Raw genomic sequence first — 21,992 nt, forward strand, 5'->3', positions numbered from 1 at the left:
CGAGCAGGGAGGCCGCGAGGGCGGCCGTCAGAAGGGTGGTGCGCAGCAAGGGGACCTCCGGCACGAGGAAGTGAGCGTTGTTCACCTTTCCGGTGCCGGAGATCCCATCAGGTCGACCGACCCGTATCAAGAGGTCGCCAGCACGATCTTTCCGAAGAGTTCGCCGGAGGCCATCTTCACGAAGCCCTCGCGGGCCCGGTCCAGCGGCAGCACCTCGTCGATCACCGGACGGACCCCGGTGGCGGCGCAGAAGGAGAGGAGGTCCTCCAGCTCGTCCTTGGAGCCCATGGTGGAGCCGACCACCTTCAGCTCCAGGAAGAAGATCCGGGTCAGTTCGGCGTGCGAGGGGCGGTCGCCGCTGGTGGCGCCGGAGATCACCAGGGTGCCGCCGGGGCGCAGGGACTTCACCGAGTGCGACCAGGTCGCGGCGCCGACGGTCTCGATGACGGCGTCCACCCGGTACGGCAGCCGGGCCCCGGGCTCGTACGCCTCGACGGCGCCGAGCTCCACGGCCCGCTTCCGCTTGGCCTCGTCCCGGCTGGTGGCGAAGACCCGCAGGCCGGCGGCCTTGCCGAGGACGATCGCGGCGGTGGCGACGCCGCCGCCCGCGCCCTGTACGAGGATCGAGTCGCCGGGGCGGACCCCGGCGTTGGTGAAGAGCATCCGGTAGGCGGTCAGCCAGGCGGTGGGGAGGCAGGCGGCCTCGGCGAAGGAGAGCTCCTTCGGCTTGGGCAGCACGTTCCAGCGGGGGACGGCGACGCGCTCGGCGAAGGTGCCCTGGTAGTGCTCGGTGAGGATGGAGCGGGGCTCGTCGGGTCCGACGCCGTGGCCGGTCTGGCCGATCACGGAGTGCAGGACGACCTCGTTGCCGTCCTCGTCGATCCCGGCGGCGTCGCAGCCGAGGATCATCGGCAGCTTCTCCTCGGGCAGGCCGACCCCACGCAGCGACCAGAGGTCGTGGTGGTTGAGGGAAGCGGCCTTGACGGTGACGGTGGTCCAGCCGGGACGCACCTCGGGCTCGGGGCGTTCGCCCAGTTCGAGGCCGTTCAGAGGCTGGTCGCGGTCGATTCGGGCGGCGTAGGCAGCGAACATGGCCCCGACCCTAGGGGCGACGGAGAGCGCACGGAACCTCACTCCGGTGTGACGCACGTCCCGCACTGCGGGCCCAGTGGCTCCCGCTCGCCCCTTCCCTTCTCCCCTCCGGCTCCCGCTCCCGGCCAACGAGCACGGGCCCACTCCCCCCCGGGCACAAGAAAGGGCCCCTCCCCGGTCCGATGCGGCGGACCGGGGAGGGGCCCTCTCGGGGACCCTTCCGCGGACGGGGTCAGCGGCGGGCGACGCCCTCGGCGCGGGCGGCGGCGGCGACCGCGGCCGCGACGGCCGGGGCGACCCGGTCGTCAAACGGCGACGGGATGACGCAGTCCGCGCTGAGCTCGTCACCGACGACGCCGGCGATGGCGTCGGCGGCGGCGATCTTCATGCCCTCGGTGATCTGGGAGGCCCGGACCTGGAGCGCGCCGGCGAAGATGCCGGGGAACGCGAGGACGTTGTTGATCTGGTTGGGGTAGTCCGAACGGCCGGTGGCCACGACCGCCGCGTACTTGTGCGCGACGTCGGGGTGGACCTCGGGGTTCGGGTTGGCCATCGCGAAGACGAAGGCGTCCTTGGCCATGGCGGCGACGGCCGCCTCGGGGACCGTGCCGCCGGAGACGCCGATGAAGACGTCGGCGCCGGCGAGGGCGGTCTCCAGGGAGCCGGTGAGGCCCGCCTTGTTGGTGAGGCCGGCGATCTCGCGCTTGACGTCGGTGAGGTCCTCGCGGTCGCTGCTGACGATGCCCTTGCGGTCGGCGACGCAGACGTCGCCGATGCCGGCCGACAGGAGGAACTTCGCGATGGCCACACCGGCCGCGCCGGCGCCGGAGATCACGGCGCGCAGGTCGCCGAGGGTCCGGCCGGTCAGCTTCGCCGCGTTCCGCAGGGCGGCGAGGGTGACGATGGCGGTGCCGTGCTGGTCGTCGTGGAAGACCGGGATGTCGAGCCGCTCCTGGAGCTTGCGCTCGATCTCGAAGCACCGGGGCGCCGAGATGTCCTCCAGGTTCACTCCACCGAAGGACGGGGCGAGCCGGACGACGGTGTCGACGATCTCGTCGGTGTCGGTGGTCGCGAGGGCGATCGGGACGGCGTCGACGCCGCCGAACTGCTTGAAGAGGATCGCCTTGCCCTCCATGACCGGGAGGGAGGCCTCCGGGCCGATGTCGCCGAGGCCGAGCACGGCGGTGCCGTCGGTGACGACGGCGACGACCTGGGACTTCCACGTGTAGTCGTGGACCAGCTCGGGCTGCTCGGCGATGGCGGTGCACACCTTGGCGACGCCAGGCGTGTACGCGAGGGACAGGTCGTCCTTGTCGCGGACGGGGACGGTGGCCTGAATGGCCATCTTGCCACCGCGGTGAAGAGCGAAAGCCGGGTCGAAGAGCTCCTCGGGAGCTCCTTCGGTAGCGCTCTCGCTGAGAGGATTGACGATCTCCGCTGCCATGTGGGTGAGACCCCTTATGTCTGTTGTTCGAGGGTTTCCGCTCCTGGTGTGGAGCGGTGGGCGGGTCCCGCGGCCGCCGTGTCGGGCAGCCGCGCGGGCGCGCCGCACAACGCGCCCTGAGCCCCGGATGAGGGGTGTAAGGATCCTTCTTACCGGACGGACGGCACCGCAGACGAGTCCGTATCCGGTCGGTGACGCGACTCATACCGGGTGCTCACGGACGCGGACGGAGAACGACTCGTCACTCGATATCAGGAAAGATGCCGACGGCGTCCGTTTGGCTCTGTTCGTGCCGTCCGAATGGCGAGATCGACCGCAGATTCTTCGGTGAACGGGTAGGGCTACGAAAGAAGGTCCGGCCTTGATGTACCGGCCTGTCGGGATTCGGGCGCGACCCGTTACCCGATTTTGACATCCGTGGCCGTCGGTTTGAGGCGGTCCGAATGGCAAGATGCCGTAATCACACGAGGTCGCGACACTCGAAGATGCGTACGCGGCCCATTGGCAACGCCTATGGCAACTCCCTCACACGCCGGAGGATCCCGACCATGACCGCACGCTCCACGCGCTGGACGACCGCCGCCAAGACCCGCACCTCCCGTCTTGCCGCGGTCGCCGCCATCGCGGTCGCCGGCTCGATGCTGCTGACCGCCTGCGGCGATCAGACCGACGGCGGCTCCACGAAGGAGGGCGGCACCGCGGCCAACTCCGCCCCGCTCTTCTCCAAGCTGCCCGCCGACATCCAGAAGGCCGGCGTCATCAAGGTCGGCACGGACGCCTCGTACGCGCCGATGGAGTTCACCGAGAACGGCAAGATCGTCGGCGTCGACCCCGACATCGCCGCCGCCCTCTCCAAGCAGCTCGGCGTGAAGTTCGAGTTCACCTCGGGCACCTTCGACGGCCTGATCACCTCCCTGGAGACCGGCCGCCAGGACATCGTCATGTCCTCCATGACGGACAACAAGAAGCGCCAGGAGGGCCTGGACGACAACGGGAAGAAGATCGGCAAGGGCGTCGACTTCGTCGACTACTTCTCCTCCGGCGTCTCCCTGCTGGTCAAGAAGGGCAACCCGCAGGGCGTGAACTCGCTCGACGACCTCTGTGGCAAGACGGTCGCCGTCCAGCGCGGCACGATCTACGAGGACACCTTCAAGGCCCAGGCCGAGAAGTGCGGCGCGAACAAGCTCACGATCCAGGCGTTCGACACCGACGCCGAGGCCCAGACCCGCGTGAAGGCCGGCGGCGCGGTCGCCGACCTGAACGACTACCCGGTCGCCGCGTACATCGCGAAGACCTCCGGTGGCGGCAAGGACTTCGAGGTCGTCGGCAACCAGACGGACGTCGGCCTCATGGGCATCGCCGTCTCCAAGGACAAGACCCAGCTGCGCGACGCCATCAAGGAGGCGCTCGACGCCAGCATCAAGGACGGCAGCTACGCCGAGGCGCTGAAGAAGTGGGACGTCGAGGGCAGCGCGGTCAAGTCGGCCACCATCAACGCCGGCAAGTGACCCGCTCGCTCCCCCTCGCACCACTGAAGGGCAGTCGTGATGACTGACAAGATCAGCAAGGGCCCGGCCGCCACGCCGGCCGGGTCCGCCCCCTCGGGCACGCCGTACGAGGCGATCAAGGCCGTCCCGGTCCGGCACTACGGCCGCTGGGTCAGCGGCGTCGTGGTCGTGGCCCTCCTCGGCTGGCTCGTCTACGCCTTCTCCCAGGGCAACATCATCTGGGCGACGGTCGGAGACAAGCTCTTCGACCCGTCCGTCCTCTCCGGTCTCTGGAAGACCGTCCTCATCAGCGTCTCCGCGATGGCGCTCGGTCTCGTGCTCGGCATCGTCTTCGCCGTGATGCGGCTGTCGAAGAACCCGGTCACCGGGGCCGTCTCCTGGCTCTACATCTGGTTCTTCCGCGGCACGCCGGTCTACGTCCAGCTGCTCGTCTGGTTCAACCTGGCGCTGATCTTCGAGTACATCAACCTCGGTCCGATCTACAAGGACGAGACCTCGCAGGTCCTCACCCCGTTCATGGTGGCCCTCCTGGGCCTGGGCCTGAACGAGGGCGCGTACATGGCGGAGATCGTCCGCGCCGGCATCCAGTCGGTCGACGAGGGCCAGACCGAGGCGGCGCACGCGCTCGGCATGTCCCAGACGAAGACCATGCGCCGGATCGTCCTGCCGCAGGCGATGCGCGTGATCGTGCCGCCGACGGGCAACGAGTTCATCAACATGCTGAAGACCTCGTCGCTGGTCTCGGCCGTGCAGTACACGGAGCTGCTCCGCGCCTCCTCGAACATCGGCTCCACCGCCGGCGCCGTGATGGAGATGCTCTTCGTGGCGTCCATCTGGTACCTGGCGCTGACCAGCGTCTTCAGCGTCGGCCAGTACTACCTGGAGCGTCGTTTCGCCCGCGGTTCGACCCGTAACCTGCCGCCCACCCCCTGGCAGCGGGTCAAGACGAACCTCACCACGTTCAAGCGTTCCCCGGAGGCATCGGCATGACCGGCGAGCTCATGGTCAAGGCGGAGGGCGTCCACAAGTCCTACGGCGCCGCCCACATCCTCCGCGGCATCGACCTGGAGGTCCGCAGCGGAGAGGTGTTCTGCCTGGTCGGCCCGTCCGGCTCCGGCAAGTCGACCTTCCTGCGCTGCATCAACCACCTGGAGCGGATCGACGGCGGCCGGCTCTCGGTCGACGGCCATCTGGTCGGCTACCGCCAGAAGGGCGACAAGCTCTACGAGCTGAAGGACAGCGAGGTCGCGGCCCAGCGCCGGGACATCGGCATGGTCTTCCAGCGCTTCAACCTGTTCCCCCACATGACGGCCCTGGCCAACGTGATGGAGGCGCCCATCCAGGTGAAGGGCGAGTCGAAGGCCGTCGCCCGCGAGCGGGCCGAGCGCCTGCTCGACCGGGTCGGCCTGAGCGACCGGATGGGGAACTACCCCTCCCAGCTCTCCGGCGGCCAGCAGCAGCGCGTGGCCATCGCCCGCGCGCTGGCGATGGAGCCGAAGCTGATGCTCTTCGACGAGCCGACCTCGGCGCTCGACCCGGAGCTCGTCGGTGACGTCCTCGACGTCATGCGGGACCTGGCCGAGTCGGGCATGACGATGATCGTCGTCACCCACGAGATGGGCTTCGCCCGGGAGGTCGGCGACTCGCTGGTCTTCATGGACGGCGGCGTGGTGGTCGAGTCTGGTCACCCGAGGGACGTCCTGACGAACCCGCAGCACGACCGGACGAAGGCGTTCCTGTCGAAGGTGCTGTAGCGGACGACACGCGAGGGGGCGGTACGGGCACGAAGCCCGTACCGCCCCCTCCGTCTGTCCCCCGCCGCCGCGTACGACGGGTGTATGCCCCGCGGCTACTTCACGGCGAGGAGCAGCGTGTCGGAGGGCGAGCACCACACCGGCCGGGCCTCGCCGAAGCCGGCCGCCCGCAGGGTGTCGGCGTGCCAGCCGACCGACGGCATGTCGCCGTCGGCGTGCTCGCCGTAGATCTCGAAGCGGCGGGCGGTGGGCTCGGCGAGGACCGGGTCCTTCGCGGCGAGCGCCCACCAGTCGGCCCAGTCGAGGACACCGGCGGCCTTCTCCGCGTCCATCCGGGCGTGCCGCTGGGCGCGCTCGGCGGCGTTGATCCGCGGGGTGGCCGGGTCGATCATGTGGTCGGCGTTCATGAAGACCCCGTCCTCCCGCACGAGCCCGGCGATCTGCCCGTAGAGGGCGGCCAGCGGCTCGCTGCGGAGCCAGTGCAGGGCGGTGGCGGTCAGGACGGCGTCGTACGTGTCGTACGGCAGCGCCCGCGTCCACGCGGGGTCCTTGAGGTCCGCCGTCACGAAGGAGACGCGCTCGTCGCCCTCGAAGGTGCCGCGGGCGATGGCGAGGAGCGCCGGGTCGAGGTCGACGCCGGTGGAGACGGCGCCGGGGAACCTCCGGAGGAGCCTGTCCGTGATACTTCCCGTACCGCAGGCGAGGTCGAGGACGCGGGGCTTCGGCCCCACGAGCGCCTCGACCATGTCGAGCATGACGCGGAACCGCTCCTCGCGGTCCGGCATGTACCACTCCTGCTGGCGGTCCCAGCTCCGCTGCCAGCCCGCCCAGTCGGTGTCGCCCATGCCCGTACCCTCCGTCGTCGTCGCCACAGAAAACCCGAGAACGTAATACCCTCAGAGGGGAAACACCGGTTACCCCCTCGACGCCGACCCTAGCCCGCCACCGTAAGGACTACAAGTGGAACTGGCCTATTACTCGGATTACGCCGTGCGTCTCGTCAACACCGAGGAGCCGGCCCGCGGCAGGGACAGCCTCACCACCGTCGAAGCGGTCAAGGAACTGTTCGGCCCCTCCGGCCAGATGGCCCGCCGGGTCACCGAGGCCGACCTGCCCCGCTTCCGCTCGATCAGGACCCGGCTGCGGGCCGTCTTCGCGGCGGCGGACGAGGGCGACCACACCGGCGCGGTCGACCTCCTGAACTCGCTCCTCCTGGAGTTCCCGGTGAGCCCGCAGATCTCCGGCCACGACCACCTCGACGACGAGGGCCGGCCCCGCTGGCACATGCACCTCGCCGACCACTCGTCCAACGCCACGGCCGGGTACGCGGCGATCTCCGCGATGGGCCTCGCCTTCCACCTGACGGAGTTCGGCGCCGACCGGCTGGGCCTCTGCCAGGCCCCGCCCTGCCGCAACGCCTACCTCGACACCTCCACCAACCGCTCCCGGCGCTACTGCTCCGACCGCTGCGCCACCCGCGCCAACGTGGCCGCCTACCGGGCCCGCAAGCGCCTGGAGGCCGAGCGGGCCGACCTCACCGGCCGCACCGCCGAGAACAGCCAGGAGAGCACCACCCCGGCCGAGCGCTGACGCCCCGGCGTCACCGGCCGGTACCGGCCCAGCACCCGCCCGAGCACCAGCTCGGGCGGCACGGCCCCGAAGACCCGGCTGTCCCCCTCGGCGTCCGGGTTGTCCCCCAGCACCCACCACCCGGCGTCCCGCCGCTCGGCCAGCCGCTTCACCACGAGCAGATCCTGCTGGAGCGGATGCTTCAGCACCACGACGTCCCCGGCACCGACCCGCCCCCCGTACCGCACGAACAGCCGATCGCCGTGCAGCAGCGTGGGCACCATCGACACCCCCGTCACCTCGGCGATCCCGAACGGCGCCTCGGCCGCCGCGGTGGCTTCGCGCTCCACTCCCACTCCCCTCGTCGACTCGTCCACTCGTACACGAGTCCCATCCTGACCCCGGACTTTTGCCCTAAGCTCCAGGGGCGCTCGCGAAAACGCCCTTCTCACCGAGTAATCTCCCATCTGAGAAGACGATCACGAGGAAGGACGGCTCAATGCTCTCCCGCCTGTTTGCCCCCAAGGTCAAGGTCAGCGCCCACTGCGACCTCCCCTGCGGCGTGTACGACCCGGCCCAGGCCCGCATCGAGGCCGAGTCCGTCAAGGCTGTCCAGGAGAAGTACCAGGCGAACGAGGACCCGCACTTCCGGGCCCGCGCCACGGTCATCAAGGAGCAGCGCGCGGAGCTCGCCAAGCACCACGTCTCGGTCCTGTGGAGCGACTACTTCAAGGCCCCGCACTTCGAGAAGTACCCCGAGCTCAACCAGCTGGTCAACGACACCCTGAAGGCCCTCTCGGCCGCCAAGGCGTCCACCGACCCGAAGACCGGCGAGAAGGCCCTCGAGCTCATCGCCGAGATCGACCGCATCTTCTGGGAGACCAAGAAGGCCTGACCCAGGCTTTCCCTCCCCCTGCCCACCGCAGGCCAGAGGACGACGGAACGGCCCGCCCGGACACCCCGGCGCGGGCCGTTGCCGTGTGCGGGGGCTGCGGGAGGAGGGGACGTCAGGGGGCGGGTAGGCAGGGGGGTGCCGTGCCGCCGGCGGCCAGCCAGGCGCGGTAGGGGGGTGCGCGGTGGGCGGCCTCGCGGTAGGCGTCGGCGAGGGTGGCGTGGAGGGGGGCCAGCGGGGTGGTGGGGCGGGCGTAGAGGAGGAGGCGGACGGCGAGGGGGTCGCCGCGGAGGGGGCGGACCGCCAGGTCCTCGCGGGGGACCGAGGTCGGCTGGCAGGGAGCCACCGCCTCGCCGAGCGCGATGAGGGAGGCGGCCGTGTGGTAGTCGCCGTGGAGGAGCGGCGGGTCGATCCCGGCCGCCGTCAGGACGCGGCGCAGCCCGTCCCATTCCCCGTCCACGGCCGGGTCGACCATCCAGTGGTCGCCGGCCAGGTCCGCGAGGTCCACCACGGGGTCGGCGGCGGCCGGATGGGTCGGGGAGAGCGAGACGAACTGCGGCTCGCGGGCGACGAGGACGCGGTGGTCCAGGCCGTCGGGCACGGGGAGGGGGCTGCCCTCGACCTCGTGGACGAAGGCCACGTCGAGGCGGCCGGCCGCCACCTCGCGCAGCAGCGTCCGCGCGGAGACGTCGACGCGCAGGCCGACGTCCGTGCCGGGGAAGCGGGCGCGCAGCCGCCGCAGCCAGCCCGGGAGGGCCCGGCTGGCGGTGGAGCCGACGCGGAGCCGGGGGCCGTCGGCGCGGGCCGCCTCGGCGCGGGTCTCGGTGACGAGCGCCGCCATGCCGTCGACGAGGGGGCGGGCCCGGCTGAGGACGGAGCGGCCGAGTGCGGTGGGGCGGCAGCCGGTGCGGCCGCGGGCGAAGAGCTCGGCGCCGAGCGCGTTCTCGATGCGGCGCAGCTGGGTGGTCAAGGAGGGCTGGCTCACGCCGAGTTGGCGCGCGGCCTTGTGCAGGCTGCCGGTGTCCGCGATGGCACAGAGCGCCCGCAGGTGTCTCACCTCCAGCTCCATGGAGCCGAGCGTAGGACGGGATTCCGGCCTCGCACCAGACGTCCGGATCGGCTCAACCCCCATGAAACTGGCGTCAATTGGTGAGTCTCCTGGGCCGGTGATGCGGTCGTGTTATCGGGGAGTGGCATTCTTCCCCGCGGGTCCGCGCGCGCCGAGACTCTCTCCCGACCCCGATCAGGAGGAGCCCCCCATGCGCCACCCCAAGGTCCTCACCCGTACCCTGACCGCCGCCCTCGGCCTCGGTCTCGCGGTCTCGCTCGGTGCCGCCGCGCCGGCCGGTGCCGCGCCCGACACCGCCGCTCCCGCCAACGCCCCCGCCGCCTACGCCGGTTACGCGGGTTCGGCCGAGGAGGCCAAGGCCAATCAGGCGTTCTTCGACGCCGTCATGAAGTCGGTGGCGAAGAAGCGGGCCGCGAACCCGAGCGCCACCGCGGCCGTCACCGTCGTCTACAGCGCCGCCAACGCCCCCACCTTCCGCACCCAGATCGCCCGCTCCACGCAGATATGGAACAGCTCGGTGGTGAACGTGCGGCTCGTCGAGGGTTCCAACCCGGACTTCCGCTACTACGAGGGGAACGACTCCCGTGGCTCGTACGCGAGCACCGACGGGCACGGCAGCGGCTACATCTTCCTCGACTACCGGCAGAACCAGCAGTACAACTCGACCCGCGTGACGGCCCACGAGACCGGGCACGTGCTCGGCCTCCCGGACCACTACAGCGGGCCGTGCAGCGAGCTGATGTCGGGCGGCGGCCCCGGCACCTCCTGCCAGAACGCCACGCCGAACGCCCAGGAGCGTTCCCGCGTCGACCAGTTGTGGCGCTACGGGCTCGCTTCCGCCTTCAAGGGCTGACGGGCTCCGAGGGCGGGCCGGTCGGCCTCCGAAGGCCGACCGACCCGTCCGGCGTCGCCGGGCCCGCCGCCGTCACACCCCGACCGGTCCGCCCGGCGCCGCTCGGGGCGCCGTCGTCACGCGGCCGACAGGACGCGCCGGCCGAAGTCGGCGCCCTCGGGGAGCTGTCCGCGCAGCCGGGCCAGCGCTCCCTCGAAGTCGCCGCCGGCGACGACCGCCTCGAAGGCGGTGCCGCCGTAGTGCAGGGTCAGGCTGAGGTCGGCGCGCTCGCCGAGGGTGAGCAGGCAGCCGAGGGTGGCGTCCTGGGTGGTGCCGCCGGCGACGACGGGGAGGGGCAGGTCCCACTCCAGGACGCAGCCGGTGAGGACCTCCCCGCCCTCTCCCGCGGCGGTGAGTGCGGCGAATCCCGCGCCCGTGTACTCGATTCCCCTGACGCGGACGGTGACGTGCCCGCCGTCGGCCGTGATGACGATCGCTTCCGCGCCACGGCGGTCCCGGTACCAACCGGTCCAGACTTCTGTCGACTCCGATGACATGCGCGGACTGTAGCGGTATGACCGGCTCCGGCGCGCGGCCGGTCACCCAGGGGCCGGACTTCTCCCGTTCTCGCCGTTCTTGCCGGTGACCTGCGTGGTAGTGGCTTCCGTGCCGTCGGGATCCACGGGTTCGTGGAGCGCGCACCGGGTGTTCCGGCAGGGCTGCGCCTCCCACTCGGGCACCCAGGCCCCGAGGACCTTGTGCCGGGTGGCGACGGTGGTGCGCGGCTGCCCGCAGGCCGGGCACTTCGGCGCGGCCAGCGGGTCCCGGGTCGTACGGGGCGTCTCGTCACCCATGGCTTCAGGGTAGGCCGCCCCGCCGCGGTGCGCCCGCTACCGCTTCCTGGTGTATGTGCGGACCAGTACGCCGTTGCCGAAGGCGCGGACGGAGCCGAGCGTGAAGTCGCGGGGCTCGAAGCCGGCGCCGAACATCGGCATGCCGGAGCCGTACACCTGCGGGTACGTCTTGATGACCAGCTCGTCGATCTCGTCGACGAGGGCGCCGGCGATGGTGGAGCCGCCGCAGAGCCAGATGCCGAGCCCGCCCTCCTCGGCCTTGAGCTCCCGGACGCGGCCGACGAGGTCGTCGGCGATGAGCTCGACGTTCGGGTCGGGCGACTCGGTGAGCGAGCGGGTCGCGACGAGTTCGCGGAGGTGGCCGAACGGGCTGGTGATGCCGGCGTCCAGGGCGATGCGGTAGGAGGCCAGGCCCTGGACCACCGTGTCGAAGTGCTTGTGGTCCGCGTCGATCCCGAGCGCTTCCCGCAGGTGGGTGGGGATGGTCTCGGGGTACTCGGCGTTCATCCACGCCTGGTACTCCGCGTTCACGAAGGAGTACATGGACGAGGCGTCGCCCTGCGGGTCACCGATGAAGCCGTCGATGGAGCAGGCGATGTAGTACGTCAGCTTGCGCAAACCGGGTCCTGATTCTGTCGGAGGCGTGACCGCGAGCACGACCACGACAGACATAGTGCTTCATCTGTAGTGGTAGCGCAACCCTCATTCGCGCCCTCCGTCCGCGGGACCCCGTCGACGGGTGCGCGGTGACGCCTCCCCGTCAGCGGTTCCTGCGGGTGACGAACTCCGCGAGGGCCAGCAGATCTTCGGCCGCCGCCAGGTCCGGCACGGCTCGGGCCAGGTGCTCGACGGCGCGTCCCATCCGCTCGGCCGCCTGGGCCTGCGCCCAGTCCCGGCCGCCGGCCCGCTCGACGGCGGCGGCCGCCGCCCGCACGGCACGGTCGTCCAGGGTCGTACGGGAGTACAGCGCGGCCAGCTCCTCCCCGGTGGCGGTGCCGGAGGTGAGCGCGGCGACGACCGGCAGCGACTTCTTGCGCGCGGCCAGGTCGGCGCCGGCCGGCTTGCCGGTCCGTTCGGGATCGCCCCAGATGCCGATGAGGTCGTCGATCAGCTGGAAGGCGAGCCCGGCCTCGCGGCCGAAGGAGTCGAGAGCCGTGACCTCCTCCTCCCCCGCGCCCGCGTAGAGCGCGCCGAGGGCGCAGGCACAGCCGAGCAGGGCGCCGGTCTTGGCCGTGGCCATGGCGAGGCACTCGTCGAGGGAGACCTCGCGGGGGCCGCGCGCCTCGAAGGCGCAGTCGGCCTGCTGGCCGGCGCAGAGCTCGATGACGCAGGCGGCGAGGCGGGCGGTGGCCGCGGCGGAGGCGGGGTGCGGGTCCTCGGCGAGCAGCCGGAGCGCGAGCGCGCTCATGGCGTCGCCTGCCATGAGGGCGTCGGGGATGCCGAAGACGGTCCAGGCGGTGGGCCGGTGACGGCGGGTCGGGTCCTCGTCGACGATGTCGTCGTGGAGCAGGGTGAAGTTGTGGGCCAGCTCGACGGCCGCCGCGGCCTTCACGGCGAGGCTCTCCTCCGCGCCGAGCGCGCGGGCGGCGGCGAGGACCAGGGCGGGGCGGATCGCCTTGCCCGCCTGGCCGGAGGCGGGGGTGCCGTCGGCCTCCTCCCACCCGAAGTGGTACATCGCCACACGGCGTATCGAGCCCGGCAGGGTCTCGACGGTGGAGCGGATCTGGGGGTCCACGGCGGTCCTCGTACGGTCGAGGAGCGCCGCGGCGCCCGGCCCGTCGGTGACGGGGGGCGCGCTCGTCAAGGTCACGTCTGGTCGTCCTTCTTCACAGCCGACCGCGTCCACGGCGGCCGGGCGTCGGCCTTGTCACATCTCGGAGGCCGCTAGGGCCTGTCGTCGAACTCCCGGCGTCGCCCGGAGGGCGGCCCCGCGGCGTCAGGTGCGTGCTCTCGGCGTGCCGGGCGCGAGGCCTCGTACGGGACGTACTCGGCCTTGTGCCCGGTGCGGCGAGAGTGCGTGCAGGGCGTCGTGGGGCAGGCGGGAGTTCGACGACAGGCCCTGCGGGCGTGCCGCCTCTCGCGGGGGCACGGCGCCGGCCGGGGGCTCGTCGGGAGCCGGGCGGGCCGGGGGTGGGGCCCCGGCCCGCCCGGGGTTCAACGGCGGCGGCTGATCTCGACGTTCTCCAGGACGCCGAGGGCGTCGGGCACGAGGACCGCGGCGGAGTAGTAGGTCGTGACCAGGTAGGAGGTGATCGCCTGCTCGTCGATGCCCATGAAGCGGACGGACAGGCCGGGCTCCACCTCGTCGGGGAGGCCGGTCTGGTGCAGGCCGATGACGCCCTGGTCGGACTCGCCGGTACGCATGCAGATGATGGAGCTGGTGCCGGCGGAGGTGACCGGGATCTTGTCGCAGGGGTAGATCGGGACCCCGCGCCAGGTCGTGATCCGGGTGCCGGCGACGTCGACGGTGTCGGGCACCAGGCCCCGCCGGTTGAACTCGCGGCCGATCGCGGCGATGGCCTTCGGGTGGGCGAGGAAGAGCTTGGAGCCGCGGCGGCGGGAGAGCAGTTCGTCGAGGTCGTCGGGGCCGGGGACGCCGTCGTGCGGCTGGATCCGCTGCCCGTAGTCGCAGTTGGCGAGGAGGCCGAACTCCCGGTTGTTGACCAGCTCGTGCTCCTGGCGCTCGCGCAGGGCCTCGACGGTGAGCCGCAGCTGGTGCTCGGTCTGGTTCATCGGGTGGTTGTAGAGGTCCGCCACGCGCGTGTGGACCTTGAGCACGGTCTGGGCGAGGCTCAGCTCGTACTCGCGCGGGGCGGGCTCGTAGTCCACGAAGGTGTGCGGGACGACGGCCTCGCCGACGTGCCCGGCCGAGAGGTCGATGGCGGCCTCGCCGTAGGCGTTGACGGCCTGGTCCCGGCGGCCCGCGACGCCCGCGAGGTGCGAGGCGAGGGAGCCGGCGCGGGCGGCGAGCGCAGTCAGGTCGGCGCGGGTGAGCTCCAGGACCGTGCAGGCGGTGGCGGCGCGGGCGGTCCACTCCCAGGTGGCGGCCCCGTCGAGGAGGGCGGCGTCGCCGAAGTAGGAGCCGTCGGCGAGGACGCCGAGCACCGCCTCGTCGCCGTAGGGGCCTTCGCCGAGCTGCTCGACGCGGCCGTGCGCGAGGAGGTAGACGCGGTCCGCCGGAGCGCCGGCGGCGGCGATGACCTCGCCGGCGGGGACCTCGCGCTGGACGCAGCGGGACGCGAGCTCGGCAAGGGCGGCCGCGTCCTCGTATCCGCGCAGGGCGGGCAGCTCGCCGAGCTCGGCGGGGATCACCGCGACCCGGTCGCCGGTCTGCACGAAGGTGACCCGGCCGTCGCCCACCGCGTAGCTGAGCCGCCGGTTGACCCGGTAGGCACCGCCCTTGGCTTCGACCCAGGGCAGCGTCCGCAGCAGCCAGCGGGAGGTGATCTCCTGCATCTGCGGGGCCGACTTGGTGGTCGAGGCGAGGTTCCGCGCGGCGGCGGTGCCCAGACTCTGCCGGGGGGCCTGCTCCGCGAGGACCTCGTCATCAACCGAACCAACGGACATGGAACTCCCTCTCGTGCGTCTGGTCTGCGAAGGAAGCCTTTCAGCACGGAGCGTGCCGCCGCCATTACACAATCGGGTGGGACTGTTCGGTGATCTTCGGGGCATGTCGGCCGTTTTCCGGCCGGACGGCGGAGCGTGTGACTCGGCCGGGTTGTCCGGTTCGGCTCGCACGCGGCTCGAACGGATGGCAGCGGAGGAGCGGAGTCCGGTATTCCGGAAGTTCGTCCTCCCTCTGGAAGGAGCACGCCATGGCCGTTCCGCTGTCCGCGAGCAGGGTCCTCTCCGCACTGCGCGGCGAGGGCCTCTCGGTCGTCGAGGTCGGAGACTGGACCACCCACAACAGGAACCACAAGGGCCCCTGGGGGCCGGTGCACGGGGTGATGATCCACCACACCGTCACCCAGGGCACCGCGCACACGGTCCGCGTCTGCCGGGACGGTTACGCCGGGCTGCCGGGCCCGCTGTGCCACGGCGTCATCGCCAAGGACGGCACGGTCCATCTGGTCGGCCACGGGCGCGCCAACCACGCCGGGCTCGGCGACGACGAGGTGCTGCGGGCCGTGATCGCCGAGCACGCCCTGCCGGTGGACGACGAGGCCACCACCGACGGCAACCGCCACTTCTACGGCTTCGAGTGCGAGAACCTCGGCGACGGCGAGGACCCCTGGCCCAAGGTGCAGCTGGACGCGATCGCCAAGGCGTCGGCGGCGCTCTGCCGGGCGCACGGCTGGACCCACCGCTCGGTGATCGGCCACCGCGAGTGGCAGCCGGGGAAGGTGGACCCGCGCGGCTTCGGGATGGCGGCGATGCGCGAGCGGATCGCCGACCTGCTGCGCTGATCCCGCCGGCGCGGTTCCCGGACCACGCGCGCGTACCGGCGGGCCCGGTACCCGCCCCCGCCCCGCGCGCGTGGCCCGGGAGAATGGCCGGGTGGACACGTACGACCTCTCCGCCCTGCGGCCCCGGCTCCCGTCCCCCCTGGAGCCGGTGGCGGACGAGCGGTTCACCCGGCGCGGACTGACGCTGCTGCTGAAGCGGGACGACCTCATCCATCCCGACCTGCCCGGCAACAAGTGGCGCAAGCTCGCGCTCAACCTGCGGGCGGCGGACGGGCGGCCGGTGCTGACCTTCGGGGGCGCGTACTCCAACCACCTGCGGGCCACCGCGGCCGCCGGCCGCCTGCTCGGCTTCCCCACGATCGGGGTCGTGCGCGGCGACGAGCTGGCCGGGCGTCCGCTGAACCCCTCGCTGGCGCGGTGCGCGGCGGACGGGATGCGCCTGGTGTTCGTGGACCGCGCCACGTACCGTGCGAAGCACGAGCCGGAGGTGCTCGCCGGGCTCCTGGAGCGGGCCCCCGAGGGGACGTACGTGGTCCCCGAGGGCGGCAGCAACGCGCTCGCGGTGGAGGGGTGCGTGACGCTCGGCCGGGAGCTGGCCGGGCAGGCGGACGTGGCGGCGGTGGCGTGTGGCACGGGCGGCACCCTGGCGGGCCTGGCGGCCGGTTTCGGCGGCCGGGCGCTGGGCGTGCCGGTGCTGAAGGGCGGTTTCCTCGGCGGCGAGGTCCGAAGCCTCCAGGAGGCGGCCTTCGGCGGTCCGCGCGGCGACTGGTGGCTGGACGAGCGCTTCCACTGCGGCGGCTACGGCCGGACGACCCCGGAACTCACCGCGTTCGCACTGGATTTCGAGGCGCGGCATGAACTCGCCATCGAGCAGCTGTATGTCGCCAAAATGCTCCTCGCACTGGTGTCCCTCGCCGAGGAGGGCGCCTTCCCGCCCGGGAGCAGGGTCGCGGCGGTGGTCACGGGCGGCCCCGGGCCCGGGGATCAGCCGAGCTCCTCGCGGTAGGCGGCGGCCTCCTCCAGGTCGAGGCGGCGCAGCAGGGTGCGCATCATCTCGTCGTCGATGCGGCGCTCGTCGCGGAGTCGGACGAAGACCTCCCGCTCGGCCTCGATCATCTCGCGCGAGAGGCGGCGATAGGTGTCGTCGGCGGTCTCGCCGGTGAGCTCGCTGACCGCACCGAGCCGCTCCCAGACGCTGTTGCGGCGGCGCTCCAGGACCGTGCGGAGGCGGTCGGCGAGCGGGCCGGGCAGGGTGTTGCGCTCGTCCGCGAGGAGTTCGTCGAGGCGGGCCTCGGCGGCGCGGGAGGCCTCGCTCTGGGCCTGTGCCTCGGCCAGCGTCTCCTGGTAGCGGTCACGGCCGGGCAGCTTCAGGGCCCGGATCAGCGGGGGCAGGGTGAGTCCCTGGACGACGAGGGTGGAGATGACGGTGGTGAAGGTGAGGAAGAGGACGAGGTTGCGGGCGGGGAACTCGACGCCGTCCGTGACGACCGGGATGGAGAAGGCGATGGCGAGGGAGACCACCCCGCGCATGCCCGCCCAGCCGACCACCACCGGCGCCTTCCAGTCGACACCGGGCTCGCGCTCCCGGACCTTGGCGGAGAACCGGCGGGGCAGGAAGGTGGCGGGGAAGACCCAGACGAAGCGGACCACGACCACGAAGACGAAGACCCCGAAGGCGTACCAGAGCGCTTCCCCGACGCCGTACGGGCCGAGGCCCTGGACGACGTAGGGCAGCTGGAGGCCGATGAGGGCGAAGACGGCCGACTCCAGGACGAAGGCGACCATCTTCCACACGGCCTCCTCCTGGAGGCGGGTGGCGAAGTCGACCTTCCACGCCTTGTGCCCGAGGAAGAGGCCGACCACGACGACGGCGAGCACCCCGGAGGCGTGCACCTCCTCGGCCGCCGCGTAGGCGATGAAGGGGATGAGCAGGGAGAGGGTGTTCTGGAGCAGCGGTTCGGTGAGCCGGGTCCGCAGCCAGTGGATCGGCACCATGAGGACCAGGCCCACGCCGACGCCGCCGACCGCGGCGAGGGCGAACTCGCCGAGCCCGCCGGCCCAGCTGACGCCCTCGCCGACGGCGGCGGCGAGGGCGACCTTGAAGGCGGTGATGGCGGTCGCGTCGTTCACCAGGGACTCGCCCTGGAGGATCGTGGTGATCCGGTGCGGCAGGCCGAGCCGGCGGGCGATGGCGGTGGCGGCCACCGCGTCCGGCGGGGCGATCACGGCGCCGAGGACGAGCGCCGCGGTGAGCGGCAGGTCGGGGACGAGGACGTACGCGAGCCAGCCGACGGCCACGGTGGCGAAGAGGACGTATCCGACGGAGAGCAGCGCCACCGGCCGGATGTTGGCCCGCAGGTCCAGGTAGGAGGACTCGACGGCGGCCGTGTAGAGCAGCGGCGGCAGGATCAGCGGCAGCACGATGTGCGGGTCGAGGGTGTAGTCGGGGACGCCGGGGACGTACGAGGCGGCCAGACCGACCGCCACGAGGAGGAGCGGGGCGGGTACGGGGGTGCGGCGGGCGAGCCCCGCCACCGCCGCGCTCGCCGCCACCAGTGCCACCAGTCGCAGTGCGTCCATGCCGCCCCTCCACCGTCCCGTGTCGCCGTTCGTCCGGTACGCGCCGGTCCCGTGCGCCGGCCGGTGCGGGACCCGTCGGGCCCTCCGGTCCGGGGCGTCCGCCACGTACCCTGGCCATCATGATCGAGTGCCCGCACGTAGCAGACATGCCGCGCCCCGAGCCGGCCCCGCTCCACGAGACCTGCCCCGAGTGCCTGGCCGACGGGACGAGCCCGGTGCAGCTGCGACTCTGCCTGACCTGCGGGCACGTGGGCTGCTGCGACTCGTCGCAGGGGCGGCACGCGACCGGGCACTTCGACGCGACGGGGCACCCGGTGATGCGGACCTTCGAGCCGGGCGAGGCCTGGCGCTGGTGCTTCGTGGACGAGGCGCTGGTCTGAGGCCTCCGGCCACCCCGGGAGGGTCCCGCGGGCGGCCGTGGGTGCCGCCGTCCCCGGACGGTACCGCGGGCGGCGGACGGTCCCGCCGCCCCGACCCGGGCCCCGGGCCCGGGTCGGTCCCGCGAGGAAGGGACGGTCTCTTGGGGACGGGGCGGTTCGAGGGGCGGGCCGTTGGGTACGTCACCCCTCCGCCGGTCACCGTTGCATTTCGGCCCCGCACACCCCTGGCCACGGTCCGCGCCCATGGGCCTACCATGAGTGACGGGCCGGGATCGGGGGCCCGGGGGCCTGCGGCGACACGGCAGGATGGATCGCGATAGCGTCACCGCGGACCGCGCAGCCCTGCGTGACCGCAGGTCCGGGGGTCTCTCCCCCCGGACCCCGATTGAGCTTGTGCCACCTTGGAGGTGAGGGTGTCCCAGATCGCAGGCGAGCCCGGGACCCAGGACTTCGTGGAAGTCCGGCTGCCCGCTGCGGGTGCCTATCTGTCCGTGCTGCGTACGGCCACGGCCGGCCTCGCGGCGCGCTTGGACTTCACCCTCGACGAGATCGAGGACTTGCGGATCGCGGTGGACGAGGCGTGCGCGATCCTGCTCCAGCAGGCGGTGCCCGGCTCGGTCCTGAGCTGCGTCTTCCGGCTCGTGGACGACTCCCTCGACGTGACCGTGTCCGCGCCGACGACGGACGGCCGGGCCCCCGAGCGGGACACCTTCGCCTGGACGGTGCTGTCGGCGCTGGCCGGCAAGGTCGAGTCCTCGGTCGCGGACGACAACACGGTCTCGATCAGCCTGTACAAACAGCGCGGCGCGGGGCCAGGCCCGGCGTGAGGAGCGGGGACGCGACGGCCGGCATCCCCGGCCAGCAGGCGGCAGGGCCGCACGAGGTCGCTACGGAGCAGCAGGCGGACCAGATGAGCGAGCACGAGCAGCAGCACGACGAGGCTCCCCCGGCACCGGCCCCGCCCCCGGAGGGCACGCCCACGGACGGGGCGCCGTCGGACGGACCGCTCCCCGGGGCGGCGCTCCCGGAAGCGGTCGTGACCGAGGGTGACGAGGCGGTACGGGGTCACCACCCGCAGGACCGCAGCGGCGCCCGTGCGCTCTTCGTGGAGCTGCGGTCGCTGCCCGAGGGGTCCCCGGAGAAGGCCGAGCTCCGCAATCGCCTGGTGCGGATGCACCTGCCGCTGGTCGAGCACCTGGCACGGCGCTTCCGCAACCGCGGCGAGCCGCTGGACGACCTGACGCAGGTGGCGACGATCGGCCTGATCAAGTCCGTCGACCGCTTCGACCCGGAGCGGGGCGTGGAGTTCTCCACGTACGCGACGCCGACGGTGGTCGGCGAGATCAAGCGCCACTTCCGCGACAAGGGATGGGCGGTACGGGTCCCCCGCCGCCTCCAGGAACTGCGGCTCTCGCTGACGACGGCGACGGCGGAGCTGTCCCAGCAGCACGGGCGCTCGCCGACCGTGCACGAGCTGGCCGAGCGGCTCGGGATCTCCGAGGAGGAGGTCCTGGAGGGCCTGGAGTCGGCCAACGCCTACTCGACGCTCTCCCTGGACGTCCCCGACACCGACGACGAGTCGCCGGCGGTCGCGGACACGCTGGGCGCGGAGGACGAGGCCCTGGAGGGGGTCGAGTACCGGGAGTCGCTCAAGCCGCTCCTGGAGGGCCTGCCGCCCCGGGAGAAGCGGATCCTGCTCCTTCGCTTCTTCGGGAACATGACCCAGTCGCAGATCGCCCAGGAGGTCGGCATCTCGCAGATGCACGTCTCCCGGCTGCTCGCCAGGACCCTGGCGCAGCTCCGGGAGAAGCTCCTCGTGGAGGAGTGAGGCTCAGGAGGCGTCCTGGCCGGGGCGCCGGATGCCGAGCGCCTCGGTCGTGGCCGGGTTCACCAGGAGGACGAGCCCGGTCACGGCGAGGCCGGCGAGCACGATCCCGTACGGGATCACGCCCTCGGACTGGAGCATCTGCCAGGCGACGGGCAGGGCGAGGATCTGGGTGATGACGGCCGGGCCCCGGCTCCAGGAGCGCATCCTCCACAGGCCCCGGGCGGCGGCGAGCGGGATCAGTCCGAGCGCGATCATCGTCACCGCGCCGGTCGCCCCGCCGGTGAGGTCCCCACCGTCGGTCAGCGTCCGCACCAGCATGTAGACGCCGCCGGCGAGGAGCCCGAGGGCCTCGACGAGGGCCACGCCCGCGGCGGCGGCCAGGCGGGAGGGACGGGGGGTCTGCTCCGTACTGCTCATGCAAGGCAGCGTACGGGGCGGGCGGGGGTGTCCGGGGACCGGGCGGGAGTGGGATCGGTACCACCGGGTAGGTACGCTGGCGGTCATGCGCGCACTTCTCGTGGTCAACCCGGCAGCCACCACCACCAGTGCCCGCACCCGTGACGTGCTGATCCACGCGCTGGCGAGCGAGATGAAGCTGGAGGCCGTCAGCACCGAGTACCGCGGGCACGCCCGGGACCTCGGACGGCGGGCCGCCGAGTCGGGCGAGATCGACCTGGTCGTGGCGCTCGGCGGCGACGGCACGGTCAACGAGGTCGTGAACGGCCTGCTGCACGGCGGGCCCGATCCGGACCGGCTGCCGGGCCTGGCGGTGGTGCCGGGCGGCTCGACCAATGTCTTCGCCCGCGCGCTCGGACTGCCGAACGACGCCGTGGAGGCGACCGGCGCCCTCCTCGACGCGCTGCGCGAGCGGAGCGCCCGGACGGTGAGCCTGGGTCTCGCCTCGGGGACGCCGGGCACCCCGGACGAGGAGGTGCCGGCCCGCTGGTTCACCTTCTGCGCGGGTCTCGGCTTCGACGCGAGCGTGATCGGCCGTGTCGAACAACAGCGCGAGCGCGGGAAACGGTCCACGCACGCGCTGTATCTGCGCCAGGTGTTCCGCCAGTTCCTGGAGGAACCGAACCGGCGGCACGGGACGATCACCCTGGAGCGGCCCGGCGCCGAGCCGGTCGAGGATCTGGTCCTCTCCATAATCTGCAACACCTCCCCCTGGACCTACCTGGGCAATCGCCCGGTGTACGCGTCCCCGGAGGCGTCCTTCGAGACCGCGCTCGACGTGCTCGGACTGAGCCGGCTCTCCACCCCGGCGGTGGCCCGCTACGCCACCCAGCTGCTCACTTCCAGCCCCGAACGGGGCCCCCGCGGCAAGCATGCGACGACCCTGCACGACCTGACCGACTTCACCTTGCATTCGAAGGTTCCCCTCCCGCTCCAGATGGACGGAGACCACCTCGGACTGCGTACGAGCGTGACGTTCACAGGCGTTCGCCGTGCACTGCGTGTGATTGTGTGAGTGGAAGGGCCCAAAGTCCTTGCACTCGAACGTTTAGGCGCGCATCCACCCCTTAGAAGTACGGCTGTGACCTAGCCGACACCGAGGAATCAAAAAAAACTTTCCAGAAGGGGTTGTATCCGCTGCCGAGGTTTGCGAGTCTCTTCTTGGCGATCGGGACGGCCCGCAAGACCGGCCTCCACTGAGAGCCAGAACCCCTCCTCAAATCACGGACCACACCGGTTCATCCGGCAGTCGGCCCTTCACTTGTTGAGGGATTCGTGAAAGCGTTCACATTCACAAGCAACTTGCACGTAATAACCAAGAGAGGTAG

General features: G+C 72.0%; 24 protein-coding genes. 12 read left to right on the top strand and 12 right to left on the bottom strand.

Annotated features, from left to right (window positions below; genetic code table 11):
* Positions 1-126: 126 nt before the first annotated feature.
* Positions 127-1,092, bottom strand: a complete 966-nt coding sequence (locus ACFZCF_RS07310; protein WP_391285234.1) for a zinc-binding dehydrogenase — start codon at positions 1,090-1,092, stop codon at positions 127-129.
* A gap of 232 nt (positions 1,093-1,324) precedes the next feature.
* Positions 1,325-2,536, bottom strand: coding sequence for an NADP-dependent malic enzyme (locus ACFZCF_RS07315; protein ID WP_382839622.1), 1,212 nt, complete (start codon positions 2,534-2,536; stop codon positions 1,325-1,327).
* A gap of 548 nt (positions 2,537-3,084) precedes the next feature.
* On the opposite strand from ACFZCF_RS07315, the gene ACFZCF_RS07320 reads away from it, so the two are divergent.
* From ACFZCF_RS07320 to ACFZCF_RS07330, 3 genes are read left to right on the top strand one after another with little or no spacing between them, the layout of a single operon-like run.
* Positions 3,085-4,044 carry a transporter substrate-binding domain-containing protein gene (locus ACFZCF_RS07320; protein ID WP_391285237.1) on the top strand — a complete coding sequence of 320 codons (960 nt, stop codon included), beginning with the start codon at positions 3,085-3,087 and terminating at the stop codon, positions 4,042-4,044.
* A 39-nt stretch (positions 4,045-4,083) separates the two neighbouring features.
* Complete coding sequence (locus ACFZCF_RS07325) at positions 4,084-5,034, top strand: ABC transporter permease subunit (protein ID WP_391285239.1); 951 nt, start codon at positions 4,084-4,086, stop codon at positions 5,032-5,034.
* Positions 5,031-5,798 carry an amino acid ABC transporter ATP-binding protein gene (locus ACFZCF_RS07330; RefSeq protein WP_388436447.1) on the top strand — a complete coding sequence of 256 codons (768 nt, stop codon included), beginning with the start codon at positions 5,031-5,033 and terminating at the stop codon, positions 5,796-5,798. The genes ACFZCF_RS07325 and ACFZCF_RS07330 overlap by 4 nt, the downstream gene beginning before the upstream one ends.
* Before the next feature lie 95 nt (positions 5,799-5,893).
* Here ACFZCF_RS07330 and ACFZCF_RS07335 read toward each other — a convergent pair whose 3' ends face one another.
* Positions 5,894-6,643 (bottom strand): methyltransferase domain-containing protein, encoded by a 750-nt coding sequence (locus ACFZCF_RS07335; RefSeq protein WP_391285242.1) that lies wholly within the window; start codon positions 6,641-6,643, stop codon positions 5,894-5,896.
* Between the two features lie 115 nt (positions 6,644-6,758).
* On the opposite strand from ACFZCF_RS07335, the gene ACFZCF_RS07340 reads away from it, so the two are divergent.
* Positions 6,759-7,388, top strand: a complete 630-nt coding sequence (locus ACFZCF_RS07340; RefSeq protein ID WP_388436453.1) for a CGNR zinc finger domain-containing protein — start codon at positions 6,759-6,761, stop codon at positions 7,386-7,388.
* Here ACFZCF_RS07340 and sodX read toward each other — a convergent pair.
* Positions 7,292-7,717: a nickel-type superoxide dismutase maturation protease gene (gene sodX, locus ACFZCF_RS07345; RefSeq protein WP_388436456.1), complete on the bottom strand. Its 426-nt coding sequence runs from the start codon at positions 7,715-7,717 to the stop codon at positions 7,292-7,294. The genes ACFZCF_RS07340 and sodX overlap by 97 nt on opposite strands.
* Before the next feature lie 149 nt (positions 7,718-7,866).
* On the opposite strand from sodX, the gene sodN reads away from it, so the two are divergent.
* Positions 7,867-8,262 carry a superoxide dismutase, Ni gene (gene sodN, locus ACFZCF_RS07350; RefSeq protein ID WP_030207400.1) on the top strand — a complete coding sequence of 132 codons (396 nt, stop codon included), beginning with the start codon at positions 7,867-7,869 and terminating at the stop codon, positions 8,260-8,262.
* Positions 8,263-8,374: 112 nt separating this feature from the next.
* Here sodN and ACFZCF_RS07355 read toward each other — a convergent pair whose 3' ends face one another.
* The gene (locus tag ACFZCF_RS07355) at positions 8,375-9,328 is read right to left on the bottom strand and encodes a LysR family transcriptional regulator (protein ID WP_388436461.1); all 954 of its coding nucleotides are present in this window, start codon (positions 9,326-9,328) and stop codon (positions 8,375-8,377) included.
* Between the two features lie 190 nt (positions 9,329-9,518).
* Here ACFZCF_RS07355 and snpA point away from each other — a divergent pair, with 190 nt between their 5' ends.
* The gene (gene snpA / locus ACFZCF_RS07360) at positions 9,519-10,181 is read left to right on the top strand and encodes a snapalysin (RefSeq protein WP_388436464.1); all 663 of its coding nucleotides are present in this window, start codon (positions 9,519-9,521) and stop codon (positions 10,179-10,181) included.
* A gap of 116 nt (positions 10,182-10,297) precedes the next feature.
* On the opposite strand, the gene ACFZCF_RS07365 is transcribed toward snpA, so the two are convergent.
* From ACFZCF_RS07365 to ACFZCF_RS07385, 5 genes are all read right to left on the bottom strand, one after another.
* Positions 10,298-10,717 (bottom strand): DUF6304 family protein, encoded by a 420-nt coding sequence (locus tag ACFZCF_RS07365; protein WP_388436467.1) that lies wholly within the window; start codon positions 10,715-10,717, stop codon positions 10,298-10,300.
* 42 nt (positions 10,718-10,759) lie between these two features.
* Entirely contained in the window at positions 10,760-11,014 is a 255-nt protein-coding gene (locus ACFZCF_RS07370) for a hypothetical protein (protein WP_388436470.1), read from the bottom strand.
* Between the two features lie 36 nt (positions 11,015-11,050).
* Entirely contained in the window at positions 11,051-11,632 is a 582-nt protein-coding gene (locus ACFZCF_RS07375; RefSeq protein ID WP_391285247.1) for a dihydrofolate reductase family protein, read from the bottom strand.
* Between the two features lie 142 nt (positions 11,633-11,774).
* Positions 11,775-12,824 carry a family 2 encapsulin nanocompartment cargo protein polyprenyl transferase gene (locus ACFZCF_RS07380; RefSeq protein ID WP_391285249.1) on the bottom strand — a complete coding sequence of 350 codons (1,050 nt, stop codon included), beginning with the start codon at positions 12,822-12,824 and terminating at the stop codon, positions 11,775-11,777.
* 344 nt (positions 12,825-13,168) lie between these two features.
* On the bottom strand, positions 13,169-14,581 hold the full coding sequence (locus ACFZCF_RS07385; protein ID WP_391285251.1) for a family 2B encapsulin nanocompartment shell protein: 1,413 nt from the start codon (positions 14,579-14,581) through the stop codon (positions 13,169-13,171).
* A gap of 248 nt (positions 14,582-14,829) precedes the next feature.
* On the opposite strand from ACFZCF_RS07385, the gene ACFZCF_RS07390 reads away from it, so the two are divergent.
* Together ACFZCF_RS07390 and ACFZCF_RS07395 are read left to right on the top strand one after the other, a co-directional pair.
* The gene (locus tag ACFZCF_RS07390) at positions 14,830-15,420 is read left to right on the top strand and encodes an N-acetylmuramoyl-L-alanine amidase (protein WP_388436482.1); all 591 of its coding nucleotides are present in this window, start codon (positions 14,830-14,832) and stop codon (positions 15,418-15,420) included.
* 91 nt (positions 15,421-15,511) lie between these two features.
* Positions 15,512-16,426: a pyridoxal-phosphate dependent enzyme gene (locus ACFZCF_RS07395; RefSeq protein WP_391285253.1), complete on the top strand. Its 915-nt coding sequence runs from the start codon at positions 15,512-15,514 to the stop codon at positions 16,424-16,426.
* Here ACFZCF_RS07395 and ACFZCF_RS07400 read toward each other — a convergent pair.
* Positions 16,405-18,000, bottom strand: a complete 1,596-nt coding sequence (locus tag ACFZCF_RS07400) for a Na+/H+ antiporter (protein WP_388436488.1) — start codon at positions 17,998-18,000, stop codon at positions 16,405-16,407. The two genes, ACFZCF_RS07395 and ACFZCF_RS07400, sit on opposite strands and share 22 nt — an antisense overlap.
* Positions 18,001-18,119: 119 nt before the next feature.
* Between ACFZCF_RS07400 and ACFZCF_RS07405 the strand changes: the two genes are divergently transcribed.
* From ACFZCF_RS07405 to ACFZCF_RS07415, 3 genes are all read left to right on the top strand, one after another.
* On the top strand, positions 18,120-18,380 hold the full coding sequence (locus ACFZCF_RS07405; RefSeq protein WP_388436491.1) for a UBP-type zinc finger domain-containing protein: 261 nt from the start codon (positions 18,120-18,122) through the stop codon (positions 18,378-18,380).
* A 413-nt stretch (positions 18,381-18,793) separates the two neighbouring features.
* On the top strand, positions 18,794-19,207 hold the full coding sequence (locus tag ACFZCF_RS07410) for an anti-sigma regulatory factor (RefSeq protein ID WP_189946643.1): 414 nt from the start codon (positions 18,794-18,796) through the stop codon (positions 19,205-19,207).
* Entirely contained in the window at positions 19,204-20,208 is a 1,005-nt protein-coding gene (locus ACFZCF_RS07415; protein WP_391285257.1) for a SigB/SigF/SigG family RNA polymerase sigma factor, read from the top strand. Before ACFZCF_RS07410 ends, ACFZCF_RS07415 begins: the two co-directional genes overlap by 4 nt.
* Positions 20,209-20,211: 3 nt before the next feature.
* Here ACFZCF_RS07415 and ACFZCF_RS07420 read toward each other — a convergent pair whose 3' ends face one another.
* On the bottom strand, positions 20,212-20,625 hold the full coding sequence (locus ACFZCF_RS07420; RefSeq protein WP_388436494.1) for a hypothetical protein: 414 nt from the start codon (positions 20,623-20,625) through the stop codon (positions 20,212-20,214).
* An 85-nt stretch (positions 20,626-20,710) separates the two neighbouring features.
* On the opposite strand from ACFZCF_RS07420, the gene ACFZCF_RS07425 reads away from it, so the two are divergent.
* The gene (locus ACFZCF_RS07425; protein WP_169086975.1) at positions 20,711-21,679 is read left to right on the top strand and encodes a diacylglycerol kinase family protein; all 969 of its coding nucleotides are present in this window, start codon (positions 20,711-20,713) and stop codon (positions 21,677-21,679) included.
* The last annotated feature ends 313 nt before the right edge of the window (positions 21,680-21,992 follow it).

The organism is Streptomyces sp. NPDC007945, from assembly GCF_042958885.1.
Taxonomy (GTDB): domain Bacteria; phylum Actinomycetota; class Actinomycetes; order Streptomycetales; family Streptomycetaceae; genus Streptomyces.

Excerpts from the sequence above, each read along its gene's own strand:
- ACFZCF_RS07325 (WP_391285239.1), top strand. The coding sequence starts at position 4,084 with ATGACTGACAAGATCAGCAAGGGCCCGGCCGCCACGCCGGCCGGGTCC.
- ACFZCF_RS07405 (WP_388436491.1), top strand. The coding sequence starts at position 18,120 with ATGATCGAGTGCCCGCACGTAGCAGACATGCCGCGCCCCGAGCCGGCC.
- ACFZCF_RS07330 (WP_388436447.1), top strand. The coding sequence starts at position 5,031 with ATGACCGGCGAGCTCATGGTCAAGGCGGAGGGCGTCCACAAGTCCTAC.
- ACFZCF_RS07400 (WP_388436488.1), bottom strand. The coding sequence starts at position 18,000 with ATGGACGCACTGCGACTGGTGGCACTGGTGGCGGCGAGCGCGGCGGTG.
- sodN (WP_030207400.1), top strand. The coding sequence starts at position 7,867 with ATGCTCTCCCGCCTGTTTGCCCCCAAGGTCAAGGTCAGCGCCCACTGC.
- snpA (WP_388436464.1), top strand. The coding sequence starts at position 9,519 with ATGCGCCACCCCAAGGTCCTCACCCGTACCCTGACCGCCGCCCTCGGC.
- ACFZCF_RS07310 (WP_391285234.1), bottom strand. The coding sequence starts at position 1,092 with ATGTTCGCTGCCTACGCCGCCCGAATCGACCGCGACCAGCCTCTGAAC.
- ACFZCF_RS07320 (WP_391285237.1), top strand. The coding sequence starts at position 3,085 with ATGACCGCACGCTCCACGCGCTGGACGACCGCCGCCAAGACCCGCACC.
- ACFZCF_RS07420 (WP_388436494.1), bottom strand. The coding sequence starts at position 20,625 with ATGAGCAGTACGGAGCAGACCCCCCGTCCCTCCCGCCTGGCCGCCGCC.
- ACFZCF_RS07335 (WP_391285242.1), bottom strand. The coding sequence starts at position 6,643 with ATGGGCGACACCGACTGGGCGGGCTGGCAGCGGAGCTGGGACCGCCAG.
- ACFZCF_RS07355 (WP_388436461.1), bottom strand. The coding sequence starts at position 9,328 with ATGGAGCTGGAGGTGAGACACCTGCGGGCGCTCTGTGCCATCGCGGAC.
- ACFZCF_RS07365 (WP_388436467.1), bottom strand. The coding sequence starts at position 10,717 with ATGTCATCGGAGTCGACAGAAGTCTGGACCGGTTGGTACCGGGACCGC.
- ACFZCF_RS07370 (WP_388436470.1), bottom strand. The coding sequence starts at position 11,014 with ATGGGTGACGAGACGCCCCGTACGACCCGGGACCCGCTGGCCGCGCCG.
- ACFZCF_RS07425 (WP_169086975.1), top strand. The coding sequence starts at position 20,711 with ATGCGCGCACTTCTCGTGGTCAACCCGGCAGCCACCACCACCAGTGCC.
- ACFZCF_RS07385 (WP_391285251.1), bottom strand. The coding sequence starts at position 14,581 with ATGTCCGTTGGTTCGGTTGATGACGAGGTCCTCGCGGAGCAGGCCCCC.
- ACFZCF_RS07315 (WP_382839622.1), bottom strand. The coding sequence starts at position 2,536 with ATGGCAGCGGAGATCGTCAATCCTCTCAGCGAGAGCGCTACCGAAGGA.
- ACFZCF_RS07390 (WP_388436482.1), top strand. The coding sequence starts at position 14,830 with ATGGCCGTTCCGCTGTCCGCGAGCAGGGTCCTCTCCGCACTGCGCGGC.